The following is a 14287-nucleotide window of genomic DNA, read 5'->3' as shown; positions in this document are numbered from 1 at the left end:
TGGTTTGAAAGGCGACGGGCAGTCACGAACTTGGGATCGAAAAGCTATGACTTCACCGATTAGTTACACCTCACCCACGGTCAGTGTTGAAGCGCTGAAACACTCCATCGCTTATAAGTTGATGTTTATTGTCGGCAAGGACCCGGCTATCGCCAACCAGCATGATTGGCTGAACGCCGTGCTGTTCGCGGTGCGCGACCGTATGGTGGAACGTTGGTTACGCTCTAACCGTGCACAACTTTCACAGGATGTGCGTCAGGTGTATTACCTGTCGATGGAATTTCTGATTGGCCGCACGTTGTCCAACGCCCTGCTGTCGATGGGAATTTATCAGGATATCGACGATGCACTCAATGAGATGGGGCTGAGTCTGAGTGACTTGCTGGAGGAAGAGAACGATCCGGGTCTGGGCAACGGTGGGCTGGGGCGTCTGGCCGCGTGTTTTCTTGATTCGCTGGCAACGTTGGCATTGCCGGGGCGTGGCTACGGCATTCGCTATGAATATGGGATGTTCAAACAAAATATCGTCAATGGCCAGCAAATGGAATCGCCAGACTATTGGCTGGAATACGGTAATCCATGGGAATTCCCACGCCATAATACCCGTTATAAGGTGCGTTTTGGCGGTCGGATCCAACAAGAGGGTGCCAAGGCGCGGTGGGTGGAAACCGAAGAGATCATTGCTACCGCTTACGATCAGGTAATCCCCGGTTTTGATACCGATGCTACCAACACCCTGCGGCTGTGGAGTGCGCAGGCCAGTAATGAAATCAACCTGGGCAAATTTAATCAGGGCGATTACTTTGCGGCGGTGGAGGATAAAAACCACTCGGAAAACGTATCACGCGTACTGTACCCGGACGACTCAACCTCTTCCGGGCGCGAGCTTCGCCTGCGACAGGAGTATTTCCTGGTGTCGGCCACGGTGCAGGATATTCTCAACCGCCACTGGTTGATGCACAAAACCTTCGATAACCTGGTCGATAAGATTGCCATTCACCTGAATGACACTCACCCGGTGTTGTCTATCCCGGAACTGATGCACCGGTTAATCGACGAGCATAAATTTAGCTGGCTTGATGCCTGGGCGGTGGTGGAGCAGGTATTCTCCTATACCAACCACACGCTGATGAGCGAAGCGCTGGAAACCTGGCCGCTGGATATGATCGGCCGGATTTTGCCGCGTCACCTGCAGCTGATTTTCGAGATCAACGATCACTTCCTTAAACACGTGCAGGAGGTGATACCGGACGACAATGAATTACTGGCACGCGTGTCGATCATTGATGAAACCAATGGCCGCCGGGTGCGTATGGCTTGGCTGGCGGTGGTGGCCAGCCATAAGGTTAACGGTGTGTCCGCGCTGCATTCCGAACTGATGGTGCAGTCACTGTTTGCCGACTTCGCCCGTATCTTCCCCGATCGCTTCTGCAATAAAACCAATGGGGTAACACCACGCCGTTGGCTTGGGTTGGCTAACCCGCCGCTGTCCGCCGTGCTGGATGACAGCATTGGCCAGACCTGGCGCACCGATCTCAGCCAGCTGAGTGAGATCAAGGCGAATGTTGATTACCCGAGCTTCTTGCAGGCGGTGCAGGCTGCCAAGCGAAAGAACAAGGAGCGACTGGCGACTTACATCGCCAAAACGCTGAATGTGGTGGTCAACCCAGATGCGTTATTCGATGTACAGATTAAGCGCATTCACGAATACAAACGGCAACTGCTCAACGTGTTGCATGTGATCACGCTGTATAACCGGCTGCTGGAGGATCCGGAAACTGAACGGGTACCGAGGGTGGTGATCTTTGCCGGTAAGGCGGCGTCGGCTTATTACGCCGCCAAACAGATCATCCGCCTGATCAACGACGTGGCCAAGGTGATCAACAACGATCCGCGGGTGCATACCCAACTGAAAGTGGTGTTTATCCCGAACTACGGTGTCAGTTTGGCGCAGATGATCATTCCGGCGGCGGATCTTTCTGAACAGATCTCGCTGGCGGGCACCGAGGCGTCAGGCACCAGTAATATGAAGTTCGCTCTCAATGGTGCGCTGACCATAGGTACGCTGGACGGTGCCAATGTCGAGATGCTGGAGCACGTGGGTGAGGAGAATATCTTTATCTTCGGCAACACCGCCGAGCAGGTCGAGGAGCTGCGACGCAACGGTTACAACCCGCATCTTTACTATGAGCAGGATCCCGAGTTGCATCAGGCGTTGACCCAGATTGCCACCGGGGCTTTCAGCCCGGAAGAGCCAAAGCGCTACAGTAATCTGTTTGATTCGCTGGTGAACCTGGGCGATCACTACCAACTGCTGGCCGATTACCGCAGCTATGTCGATACGCAGGATAAGGTGGATGAGGTGTATCGCAATCAGGATGACTGGACGCGGCGAGCGATATTGAATATTGCCAATATGGGCTACTTCTCGTCCGACCGTACCATTCAGGAATACGCAGACGAAATCTGGAACATCAAACCCATCAAGCTGTAATGCAAAAGGGCCGGATATCCGGCCCTTTTTACGTTCAGCGATTTACGATGCCAGAGACAGCGTTTTCGCTTTCGCGTGTTCCGCCAGCCAGGTTTTGACCCGTGCCTGCTGTGCTTCATCCAACCACATACCTAATTTGGTACGACGCCAGATAGCATCTTCCAATTCCACCACCCACTCTTTGTCGATCAGGTAGCGCAGTTCAGCTTCGTACAAGCCGTGGCCGAATTCTTCCCCCAGATCGCTGAGGTTTTTGGCATCGGCCAAAATCAGCTCGCTGTGGCTGCCGTAGGTGCGTGCATAGCGGCGAGCCAATGACTCAGGTAACCAGCTGTGTTCACGACGCAGTTTCGCCGCGTAGCTGTCGCGATCGCCACCGATGTCGCCACCTGGCAGTGAACCGTTTTTGGTCCATGCCGGGCCGCAGCCAGGGTAGTAGTGTGCCAGTTTTTCCATCGCATGCTCTGCCAGCTTGCGGTAGGTCGTCAGCTTGCCACCGAACACGGACAGCAGTGGGGCTTTACCTTGTTCGTCATGCACGTCCAGCGTGTAGTCACGGGTAACGGCCTGTGGCGAGTCTGACTCGTCATCGCACAGCGGGCGTACGCCGGAGTAGGTCCAGACGATATCGTCACGGCCCAACTGCTTCTTAAAGTGGTCGTTATACACTTTCAGCAGATAGTTGATTTCGTTATCGTCGATCTTCACGTCTTTTGGATCGCCATGATATTCCACGTCGGTGGTACCGATGATGGAGAACTCATCGTTCCATGGGATGACAAAGACGATACGGTGGTCTTCGTTCTGCAGAATATAGGACTGCGGCTGGTCATGCACACGCGGTACCACGATGTGACTGCCTTTGATCAAGCGGATACCGTAAGGGGATTTCAGCTTCAGGCCATCATCGAAGAAGTGTTTCACCCATGGGCCAGTGGCATTCACCAGGCCCTTGGCACGCCAGGTGAAGGTTTTACCGCTGTCGACGTCAACCGCTTCCACCATCCACAGACCGTTTTCACGCCATGCGCGGGTCACCTTGGTACGGGTACGGACTTCACCGCCACGTTTTTCGACTTCCTGGGCGTTGAGTACCACCAGGCGAGCATCGTCGACCCAGCAGTCAGAATATTCGAAACCGCGCTTCAATTCTGGCTTCAGCACCGATTCTGGTCCAAAGCGCAACCCCTTGCTGCCTGGCAGGCTGGTGCGTTTACCCAGGTGATCGTACAGGAACAGGCCGATGCGGATCATCCAGGCTGGGCGCAGGTGAGGCTGATGCGGCAGGCGGAAGCGCATTGGGAAGGCAATATGCGGTGCCAGTTTTAACAGCACTTCACGTTCGGCCAGCGCCTCGCTCACCAGACGGAATTCGTAATGCTCCAGGTAGCGCAGGCCACCGTGGATCAGTTTGGAACTGGCGGAAGACGTAGCACAGGCCAAGTCTTGCGCTTCCAGCAGCAGAACGGACAGGCCGCGCCCGGCAGCATCCGCCGCGATGCCGGCACCGTTGATGCCGCCACCGATAACGATCAAGTCTTTGGTTTCCACGTCAACTTCCTCCAGATGTTCGAAATAGCTCTTTCATGTTCGTTTTCGCTCATGATTGTAATCAAAAACCAACAAACAAGCCAAGACTTAACCAAACAAAAACATTTAGGCGTGATAGAGGTAACAGTTTGATGATGGTAGTTATACAAAGTGAAGGGGTATTTTCGTTCTGGAACTGCAGGGTTCAGCAGGCTGAACCCTGTCTATAACGGCAGGTCTGGCGGGGCGGAGTGGGGTTAAATGAACGGTAAAAGACTCAGCACAACTCCAGCTGCACATCGTACTGTTCGATGATTTTCATCACGCTTGGCGGCGGCAGTTGATCGGTAAACAGGTAGTCGATCAGGTTCATATTGCCGAGGTTAACCATGGCATTACGGCCGAATTTGGAGTGGTCGGTCACCAGCATGACGCAGCGCGAGTTTTCGATAATTGCGCGTTTGGTGCGCACTTCGTGATAGTCGAATTCAAGCAGTGAGCCATCCATATCGATGCCGCTGATGCCCAGAATGCCGTAATCGAGACGGAATTGAGAGATAAAATCCAGCGTGGCTTCGCCCATGATGCCCCCATCACGCGTACGTACTTCACCGCCAGCCAGGATCAGACGGAAATCTTCTTTGGCGGTCAGCAGGGTGGCGACGTTCAGGTTGTTGGTTACCACGCGCAGGTTCTTGTGATTCATCAGCGCATGAGCCACGGCTTCCGGGGTTGTGCCGATGTCGATAAACAGCGTGGCGCCGTCAGGGATTTGACTGGCGACGCGTTGGGCGATACGCGCTTTCTGTTCCGACCACATCACCTTGCGATCGTTATAGGCGGCGTTAACTGAGCTGGAAGGCAACGCCGCACCACCGTGGTGACGCTGGATTTTGTTTTGATCGGCCAGGTCATTCAAGTCACGGCGAATCGTTTGCGGGCTGACGTCAAAATGTTCGACCAGTTCTTCCGTACTGACATAACCTTGCAGGCGCACCAGCTCGATAATTGCGTCATGACGCTGTGTTTGCTTCACGGTAATCCCCTAAAACGCCCGGCTTGTACCTGGCTGTTATTGTTCGTTGTGCGCGCGATGACGCGTGTCCCAAAATGCCATCAATAACCCTAACACTAAACCGGCAACGTGTGCCGCGTTAGCGATCGACATTCCTAAAATATCGAAATACCCGGCCACCAGCCACAGAACGGAAAACACCATCAGGCCGCGCGGCAGCATCAGGCCACGTTCCGGTGCCCGCTCCCCGCTGAGCCAGCAGTAACCCATCAACGCGTAGACCACGCCGGACAGGCCACCGAACAGGGCTCCGCTGAACAGCGACTGCGCCCAGCCGCTGAAGAAGGCCGAAACCACCGCCAGTACGAACAGTTTGCCGGCACCGAGACGTTTTTCCATCGGACCACCGAGATACCACCACCACATCAGGTTAAAGGTAATATGCAGCAGTGAGAAATGCAGGAAGGCGTGGCTGACCCAGCGCCACAATTGCAGGTATTGGCTGCTGTCTTGTGGCCAGGACAGCCAGTACATCACGGTGTCGTCACCCAGTATTTGCATCAGGATATACACCGCAATGCACAGCACCATCACACTCAACGTCAGTGGCCCGGCTTTGCTGTACAGCGTTTGCAGATAGGAATAGCCCTGATAGTGGAGTTCGGCGTTGGTACTTCCGGCCTGCCAACTGGCCGCCCGATAGCGACTATTGAGCGGATCGACCAGGAACTGCTGGAGTTCGTGCTGTACTTGCTCCAGATGGCTGTCGTCAGCCAGCCAGATTTCTGCCGCTTCGTCAGTATTGTGCACCCTAAGCTCAATGTGTTGTGTCGCCATGTAATCGACAAAGGCCTGCGCCAGGCGGGGATTGGAGACGGCGATAACTCGAACCATAGGTATTCCGTTTAATGAGATGATTTTAGCCGTCGGTTTACCCCGGCGGCGTTGACGGCTGATTATACCGTCGAAATCCTGAGCGCAGGCAACGGATCTGCGTAAAACCAGCAAAAACACGCACTAACGACGCGAGAAAGAACCCCGCCGGCGGCGGGGAGAATTAGGCAGAGGTTTCAACGTCCTGCGGATACTGACGAGCCCAGGCTTCAAAGCCGCCGTCGATGCTGTACACCGCATCAAACCCTTGATGCAGCAGATATTGCGCCGCGCTGCGGCTGCTGTTGCCGTGATAGCACATCACCATCACCGGACGATCGAAGTCGTTCTGCTGCATAAAGGTTTGCAGGCTGGCGTTAGTAAGGTGAAAGGCGCCTGGCGTGTGCCCGGCTTCAAAACTTTGCGGATCGCGGATGTCGACCAGGGCGGCGCTGTCATCTTTCCAACGGCTGTGCGCCTGCTCAACGTTGATCGCTTCAAACTGTTCCATGACTTCGGACTGCCTCGTAATATGAATATGCCGCCATTGTAGTCAATTTCGCGGCAATTAAGACCAGAGCATTAATGTGGTTTTTAGGCGCCGTAGCCCATCATCTTCAGCAGTTGCTGCGCCTGTTGCACCGCCTCTTGACGATGGGCCACGCCCAGCTTCTGGTACAGATTGCGGATATGGGTTTTGATGGTGGTGGCCGCCACGTCCAGTTCGCCAGCGATTTGGTCGTTGCTGTAACCGGAATAAATCAGCCCCAACACCTGCCATTCACGCTGCGTCAGCGGGCTGGTGCGGATCAGTTCGGGTACCTGCGGATGGGTCAGCAGTTTATCGACGAAATTCTCGTCAAAATGCGCGAACTTATGCCGATGATGCTGGTTAATGTCGCGCAGAATACGCTGGGCGCGATGGTTTTCCAACTCCGGCAGCGTATTGAGTTGGATCAGTTGGCGTAGTTGTTGCGCCATCGCTTCGCCTTCAATGACGAAGTGGCTGATAAAGCCGGTGCGGCTGGCCAATGACAGAGCTTCCATCAGGACCTTTTGCGCGTCGCTTTTGCGCTCCATCTGCCAATAAAGCTGGTTGCTGAGCAACAGGTTACGGTTTAAATCGCTGACCAGCCGCAGGCGGCGGGCATTTTCGTTGAGTTCATCCAGCACCACTTCGGCTTCTTCATACTGACCCAGCATGATTTGCACCCGCGCGATATTACGCCACTGGCCCTGCATAAAGTGGTTATCCGCCATACCGGGTTTTTCCGTCTGGCGCAGCCATTGAGCCGCAGCGGCAGTATCGCCGGTCATCTGCCAGTGGATCACGCGTGGTTTGTCCGCGTTGGTGAGCCAGTCGCGGTGGTATTGGGTGCCGTGCAGCAGCACTTCGCACCGTTGCATATGCGCATTGGCATTATCCAGATCGCCACGCGCCAGCGAACACTTGGCCAGCATGGCGATACACTGCAACTGTTGCTGAGGCTGGTAGTTCGCCAGGATTTTTAGGCCTTCGCGAGCGGCATCTTCCGCTTCGTCCAGGCGCGCCCATGACCACAGGATCTGCGCGCGAATGCGCAACAGGAACTCATGCATCGGTAACTGTTCCAGATGCTGTTCACGTACCAGTTCAAAGGCTTTGTCCTGTGTTTCATAAGCGGCCTGCAGGAAACCTTGAGCAATCAGGATCTCGCTTTGCTGCAACAGCGCCCACAGTGCGTAGTGGTAAGCCTGATGGCGCCGAGCCATTTGTTCCGTTTGTTGCATCATCGGCAGCGCACGGGCCAACTCACCCTTGCAATGATGGACTTCGCCGGTCACCGAGGTCGCGACGATGCGGCTGTAATAGCTGGAAAGCGGCAAGAACTTCAGCGCTTCAGTGGCCAAGCGTTCGGCCTCTTCCGGCTTACCTGCGTTGATGGCGACCTGTGCACGCAGGGCGTCAAATTCGGCATGCAGGGTGCGATCGACGTCAATTTTTTGTTCGCGCATTGCTTGCTCTGCGCGTTCCAGCAGCGTGTTCACTTCGATATAACGGTGCTGGCTTTGTGCCAACCAGGCCTGCAGCAGCGCCAGTTTAGGATTTTGGATCAAGCGCTCATAGGGCAGTGCATTCAAACACTCTTCCAACAGGGCCAATTCACTGTGGTGGAACAGTGACCATGCGTGTTGCAGCAGAATATCACGCAGCATGCTGACATCACTGGCTGCCAGTGCATGATGAATCGCCTCCGCCGGATAGCCCAGCGCCAGCCAACCTTCGGCAGCGGCGCGGTGCAGGCCCGGTAATTCCAACGCCAGCTCCCATTGGCAGCGTTGACGCAGGAAGGTGGCGAACAAAGGGTGGAAGCAGAACCACTCACCGCTATCGTCCATGCGGTGGATAAACAGCCCCTGGCGCTCCAGCTCTTCTAACCGTTGCTGGCCGTTGTCTTCGCCGGTCAGACGCACAATCAGCGCATCATTCATCGAGCGAAGTACCGAACAACGCAGTAAGAAGGCACGCGCATCGGCATCAACGTGATCCAGGACTTCGTCCACAAGATAATCGGACAGATGGCTGGCGTTCAGCCCGGCCAGGCGTTTGGCCGATTGCTGTGCGGAAGAGGTGGATTGCCGTGCGGACAGCGCAATCAGCTGCAGCGCAGTGGCCCAGCCTTCGACCTCATCACACAGGCGGCTGCTGTCTTGCTGTTCCATGGGGGCAACCAGACGGCAGTCGAAGAACTGCTTGGCTTCATGATGGGTGAATGCCAATTGCTGCGTGCCCATCTCCAATAACTGATCGCGCACGCGCAAGTTGGCGATGCCGAGCGGTGGCAGGGTGCGCGAAAGCAGGATCAGCGTCAGGTTTTCTGGTTGATGGCGCAGGAAGAAGCGCATGGCTTCGTGGATGACGTCGTTGGTGATCAGGTGGTAGTCGTCAATCACCAGGTATAGGGGGTGATGCCAATCAGAAAGTTCAATAAACACCTGGGCGAACAGCGCTGACAAACTGGCGTACTGATGCTTTTGGCTTAGTGCCTCGCTCTTCACACAGTGGCCACCGCTGGCGTGCTGCAACGCTGCGATCAGGTAGCTGGCGAAGCGCTCGGGTTGGTTGTCGCTTTCATCCAGCGAATACCAGCCTAAATCTGACTTGCCGGCCGCCCACTGTGCGACCAGCGTCGTTTTCCCGTATCCCGCAGGGCAATTGACCAATGTCAGGCGATAGTTGGCCGCGCTGGCTAATTTGGCCAACAGGCGATCGCGGATCACGGTATTTTGCAGCCGTACCGGACGGCTCAGTTTCGATGGGATCAGCATAGTATTCCAGAGTGAAAATCGCGGTGCCCGCCGCCGAGGCTTGCCCGATGGCGTTTATGTCATCACTACGCCTGCCGGGATCTGAGGGGGTTAATTATTTTATGGCTCGTAATTAATCCCCCTCCTAAGTTCTGACAACGTTAAACGTATTGCAACAAGGTTCAGCATTGGCTTGGAGTTATATTGCTATTGATCACACTTTTTTACGTTTTCAGGCAATTCCTTGCCGAATCGCAGGGCAGTGGCGCGGTTTGGTGACGCAGGTGCAGGAAAGCATTTCCGGGTGTGTGCGACACTACAGACGCTGCAATAACTATGCTAACGTTATTGAACAAGTTTTCACCGTATTCTCAGTGCTCGTCGCGTTCGTCGGTGGGCTTTTTTGCATGATGCAAGGGAGTCAAAAAGTGCCTGAGATCACAATTTTAGCTACGCCCCAATCCTCCTCCCCAGCTAATCCCCAAGCGGGATGATGCCTTCACGCTTTCTCCCCGGCACGATAACGGTAATTTGACCCACTTACTGGATAGAGAGTTTTCCTTATGTCACAGCCTACGCTTAAAAAGGATGCTTTTCTGGCGGCACTGACCCGTCAGTGGCAACAGTTTGGCCTCAGTTCCGCACAACAGATGACCCAGCACCAATGGTGGGAAGCGGTAAGCCGCGCATTGGCCGAACAGTTGGCAGCGCAACCGGCACCGCGCAAAAGCAGTAAGCCGCTACGCCATGTGAACTACATTTCGATGGAGTTTCTGATTGGCCGTTTGACGGCCAACAACCTGATTAACCTGGGCTGGTATGACACCGTCGAGCAGGCATTGGCGGAACAGGATATCAAGCTGGCAGATCTGCTGGAGCAAGAAACCGATCCGGCGTTGGGCAATGGTGGGCTGGGGCGTTTAGCGGCCTGTTTCCTGGATTCGATGGCAACGGTAGAGCAACCGGCCACCGGTTACGGGCTGAATTACCAATATGGCCTGTTCCGTCAGTCGTTCAGCGGCGGGCAGCAACAAGAAGCGCCGGATAACTGGCAACGGGAAAGTTACCCGTGGTTCCGTCACAATGCCGCGTTATCCGTCGATGTCGGCATTGGCGGCAAACTGGAAAAACTGGCCGATGGCCGCGAACTGTGGCGCCCGGCGTTTACCCTGCGCGGTGAAGCCTGGGATCTGCCGGTACTGGGCTTCCGTAATGGCGTGTCTCAGCCCCTGCGTCTGTGGCAAGCAACCCATCAGCATCCATTCGATCTCAGCGACTTCAACGACGGTAAATTCCTGCAGGCGGAGAAACAGGGTGTAGAAGCGGCCAAACTGACGAAGGTGCTGTACCCGAATGATAATCATCAGGCGGGCAAGCGTCTGCGCTTGATGCAGCAATACTTCCAATGCGCCTGTTCGGTGGCAGATATCCTGCGTAAGCACCATCTGGCGGGCCGCAAGATTGAAGACCTGCCGAAATTCGAAGTGATCCAGCTTAACGATACCCACCCAACCATCGCCATCCCGGAAATGCTGCGCATTTTGCTGGATGAGCACCAGTTGGACTGGGATGCGGCCTGGGCAATTACCAGCAAAACGTTCGCCTACACCAACCACACTCTGATGCCTGAAGCGCTGGAATGTTGGGATGAGAAATTGGTACGCAGCCTGCTGCCGCGCCATTTCTCCATCATTAAGCAGATCAACGCCAATTTCAAAAAGCTGGTGGATAAACACTGGCCGGGCGATGCCGCCGTGTGGGCCAAGCTGGCGGTACACCATGATAAGCAGGTGCGTATGGCTAACCTGTGTGTCGTCAGTGGTTTTGCGGTCAATGGGGTGGCGCAGTTGCACTCTGATCTGGTGGTGAAAGATCTGTTCCCGGAATACCACCAACTGTGGCCGAACAAATTCCATAACGTCACTAACGGCATTACGCCACGCCGCTGGCTGAAGCAGTGTAACCCGGCGCTGTCAGGGCTGATTGATGAAACGCTGAAGGTGGAGTGGGCTAACGATCTCGACGCGCTGAAAGGGCTGGAGAAATACGCCGATGATGCGGCGTTCCGCCAGCGTTATCAGCAGATCAAACGTGATAACAAAGTGGTGTTGGCTAACTACGTGCACGACGTCATGGGGCTGAAGCTGAACCCGGACGCCATCTTCGACGTGCAGATCAAACGCCTGCATGAATATAAACGCCAGCATCTGAACCTGCTGCACATTCTGTCGCTGTACCGTCAACTGCGTGATAACCCGCAGCTGGATATTGTGCCGCGCGTGTTCCTGTTCGGTGCCAAAGCGGCTCCGGGCTACTATTTGGCGAAAAACATCATTTACGCGATCAACCAGGCGGCGGAAAAGATCAACAACGATCCGCTGGTGAAGGATCGGCTGAAAGTGGCGTTCATTCCTGACTACCGCGTGTCTGTTGCTGAACTGATGATCCCGGCTACGGATATCTCTGAACAGATCTCCACCGCGGGCAAGGAAGCCTCAGGCACCGGCAATATGAAGCTGGCGTTGAACGGTGCGCTGACGGTTGGCACGTTGGATGGCGCTAACGTGGAAATCGCCGAGCAAGTCGGTGAAGACAATATCTTTATCTTCGGCAATACCGTGGATCAGGTGAAGGCGCTGCTGGCGAAAGGCTATGATCCGCTCAGTTACCGTAAGAAAGACAAGCATTTGAAGGCAATCCTGGACGAACTGGCGAGTGGTGCATTCAGTCATGGCGACAAGCATGCATTCGACATGATGCTGCACAGCCTGCTGGAAGGGGGGGACCCTTATCTGGTGCTGGCGGATTTTGCTTCTTACTGCAAAGCTCAACAGCAGGTAGATGAACTTTACCGTGACCGTGATGAATGGACGCGACGTACTATTCTTAACACCGCGCGTGTCGGTATGTTCAGTTCGGATCGCTCGATCCGCGACTACCAGCAGCGTATCTGGCAAGCCAAGCGTTAAGGAGAGTGAATGGATCGCAAGGTCATCGATCAGGCGGCTGCTCAGGCGGGTATCGCTGCTGACTATATTAATGCTCATGGTAAACAACAGGCAATTGACGAGGACACCAAGCGTAGACTGCTAGACGCAATGGGGCGGGGTACGGCCCCGTTGGAAGCGGTAATGACGCCGCTTCCGGCGGTGAAGGTATTCTATGAAGGAGCGCCGGTGGCGTTACCGCTCGCGGGCAGTGGCGAATATCTCTGGGCGTTACAGCGTGAGGACGGCGGTCAACAACAGGGGCGTGCCAGCGCACGCAAAACATTTACCCTGCCAGGTGAGTTACCGACGGGTTATCACCAGCTGACGCTGACACAGGGTGAACAGCAGTGGCAGTGCCGATTGATTGTGGCACCGAAACGCTGCTTTGAGCCCGATGCCTTGCTGACCGGAAAAAAACTGTGGGGGGCCTGTGTCCAGCTTTACACCTTGCGATCCGATCGTAACTGGGGCATTGGCGATTTCGGCGATTTGCGGCAGATGGTTGAGCAAGTGGGGGAGCGGGGGGGCGCTTTTGTCGGGCTGAATCCGATCCACGCGTTGTACCCTGCCAACCCCGACAGCGCCAGCCCGTACAGCCCGTCATCGCGCCGTTGGCTGAACGTGATCTACATCGATGTCAACGCGGTAGAGGATTTTCAGCGCAATGACGCCGCACAAAAATGGTGGCTGAAGCCGGCCACGCAAAAAAAGCTGGCCCAAGCGCGCAACAGCAAGCTGGTGGATTACAGCACGGTAACGCAGTTGAAGCTGGCGGCGCTGAAGTTGGCGTTCCCGCTTTTCCAGACGCGTAAAGCCGGTGACGGACTGCGTCAGGCATTTGAACAGTTTGTTATCGAGGGGGGTGACAGCCTGTATCAGCAGGCTGCATTTGACGCGTTGCATGCCCATCTTGCCGCAGAAGACACGAGTCTGTGGGGTTGGCCTGCCTGGCCGGAACATTATCAGCAAGGGGACAGCGCGGCAGTTAAGCAGTTCTGCCAGCAACAGCAGGATCAGGTAACCTTCTACCTGTGGTTGCAGTGGCTGGCTGCCAGCCAGTTTGCGGATTGTTTTCGTCAGAGCCAGCAACAGCACATGCCGATTGGTTTGTACCGCGATTTGGCGGTCGGCGTGGCAGAAGGCGGCTCGGAAACCTGGTGTGAGCGTGAGCTGTATTGCCTGAAAGCCTCTGTCGGGGCGCCGCCGGACATTTTGGGGCCACTGGGACAAAACTGGGGCCTGCCACCGATGGACCCGCACGTAATGGCAGCGCGCGGCTACCAGCCGTTTATCGATCTGTTGCGCGCCAATATGACCAGTTGTGGTGCGTTGCGTATCGACCATGTGATGGCGCTACTGCGTCTGTGGTGGATTCCTTATGGTGAAACCGCCGTTCACGGTGCCTATGTAAAATACCCGGTGGATGATTTACTGGCGGTATTGGCGCTGGAAAGCCAGCGCCATCGCTGCATGGTGATTGGTGAGGACCTTGGCACCGTACCGGTTGAGATTGTGGGCAAGCTGCGCGACAGCGGTGTCTATTCCTATAAGGTGTTGTATTTCGAACGCGACGGTGAGAATCACTTCCGTGCGCCGCAGGCCTATCCTGTGCAGGCCATGGCGACCATCACCACGCACGATCTGCCCACGCTGCGTGGCTATTGGCAAAGTGGCGATCTGCAGCTTGGCAACTCGCTGGGGTTGTATCCAGATGCCGAGGTCTTGAAAGAGCTGTTTGCCGATCGCGAACGTGCCAAGCAAGGGTTGTTGGACGGGCTGCATCACTATGGCTGTGTACCGCTGAAGGTGGGTGAAAAGGCGGCATTGTTGAAGATGAGCCCATTACTTAACCGGGGCTTGCAGCGCTATGTTGCCGACAGTGCCAGCGCGTTATTGGGGCTTCAGCCGGAAGATTGGTTGGACATGGCTGACCCGGTCAATATTCCCGGGACCAGCGATCAATACCCTAACTGGCGGCGAAAACTGACGCACACTTTGGAGGAAATGTTTGCCGATCAGCAGGTTAACCGACTGCTTAAGGATTTGGACAAGCGGCGGCGTAAGGTGTCGGTAGGCTAATCATGGGTCCAAGATTGC

8 protein-coding genes are annotated in these 14287 nt (G+C 55.4%); 3 read left to right on the top strand and 5 right to left on the bottom strand.

The features are described from left to right. Window positions 1-46: 46 nt before the first annotated feature. On the top strand, window positions 47-2494 hold the full coding sequence (gene glgP / locus JOE25_RS22860) for a glycogen phosphorylase (protein ID WP_209639190.1): 2448 nt from the start codon (window positions 47-49) through the stop codon (window positions 2492-2494). A 42-nt stretch (window positions 2495-2536) separates the two neighbouring features. Here the strand turns inward: glgP and glpD are convergent, their stop codons facing one another. The 5 genes from glpD to malT form a co-directional block, all read right to left on the bottom strand. Then, on the bottom strand, window positions 2537-4045 hold the full coding sequence (gene glpD, locus JOE25_RS22855) for a glycerol-3-phosphate dehydrogenase (protein WP_209639188.1): 1509 nt from the start codon (window positions 4043-4045) through the stop codon (window positions 2537-2539). Between the two features lie 256 nt (window positions 4046-4301). After that, the gene (locus JOE25_RS22850) at window positions 4302-5060 is read right to left on the bottom strand and encodes a DeoR/GlpR family transcriptional regulator (RefSeq protein ID WP_020837378.1); all 759 of its coding nucleotides are present in this window, start codon (window positions 5058-5060) and stop codon (window positions 4302-4304) included. 36 nt (window positions 5061-5096) lie between these two features. Beyond that, complete coding sequence (gene glpG, locus JOE25_RS22845) at window positions 5097-5933, bottom strand: rhomboid family intramembrane serine protease GlpG (protein WP_209639186.1); 837 nt, start codon at window positions 5931-5933, stop codon at window positions 5097-5099. 163 nt (window positions 5934-6096) lie between these two features. Next, window positions 6097-6423 (bottom strand): thiosulfate sulfurtransferase GlpE, encoded by a 327-nt coding sequence (gene glpE, locus JOE25_RS22840; protein ID WP_020837374.1) that lies wholly within the window; start codon window positions 6421-6423, stop codon window positions 6097-6099. Window positions 6424-6506: 83 nt separating this feature from the next. Next, window positions 6507-9221, bottom strand: a complete 2715-nt coding sequence (gene malT / locus JOE25_RS22835) for an HTH-type transcriptional regulator MalT (RefSeq protein ID WP_209639184.1) — start codon at window positions 9219-9221, stop codon at window positions 6507-6509. Between the two features lie 542 nt (window positions 9222-9763). Here malT and malP point away from each other — a divergent pair. Together malP and malQ are read left to right on the top strand one after the other, a co-directional pair. Then, a complete protein-coding gene (malP, locus tag JOE25_RS22830; protein WP_209639182.1) occupies window positions 9764-12169 on the top strand; it encodes a maltodextrin phosphorylase in 2406 nt (801 codons plus the stop codon). A gap of 9 nt (window positions 12170-12178) precedes the next feature. Then, the gene (gene malQ, locus JOE25_RS22825) at window positions 12179-14269 is read left to right on the top strand and encodes a 4-alpha-glucanotransferase (protein ID WP_209639180.1); all 2091 of its coding nucleotides are present in this window, start codon (window positions 12179-12181) and stop codon (window positions 14267-14269) included. The last annotated feature ends 18 nt before the right edge of the window (window positions 14270-14287 follow it).

It is taken from the genome of Serratia sp. PL17 (genome assembly GCF_017832355.1).
Taxonomy (GTDB): Bacteria; Pseudomonadota; Gammaproteobacteria; order Enterobacterales; family Enterobacteriaceae; genus Serratia.
Note: the sequence above shows the minus strand (reverse complement) of the source record. Positions and strands in the feature narration are given on the sequence as shown.

Coding starts and splice junctions, on each gene's coding strand:
- malT (WP_209639184.1), bottom strand. CDS start 9,221: ATGCTGATCCCATCGAAACTGAGCCGTCCGGTACGGCTGCAAAATACC.
- malP (WP_209639182.1), top strand. CDS start 9,764: ATGTCACAGCCTACGCTTAAAAAGGATGCTTTTCTGGCGGCACTGACC.
- glgP (WP_209639190.1), top strand. CDS start 47: ATGACTTCACCGATTAGTTACACCTCACCCACGGTCAGTGTTGAAGCG.
- glpG (WP_209639186.1), bottom strand. CDS start 5,933: ATGGTTCGAGTTATCGCCGTCTCCAATCCCCGCCTGGCGCAGGCCTTT.
- malQ (WP_209639180.1), top strand. CDS start 12,179: ATGGATCGCAAGGTCATCGATCAGGCGGCTGCTCAGGCGGGTATCGCT.
- glpE (WP_020837374.1), bottom strand. CDS start 6,423: ATGGAACAGTTTGAAGCGATCAACGTTGAGCAGGCGCACAGCCGTTGG.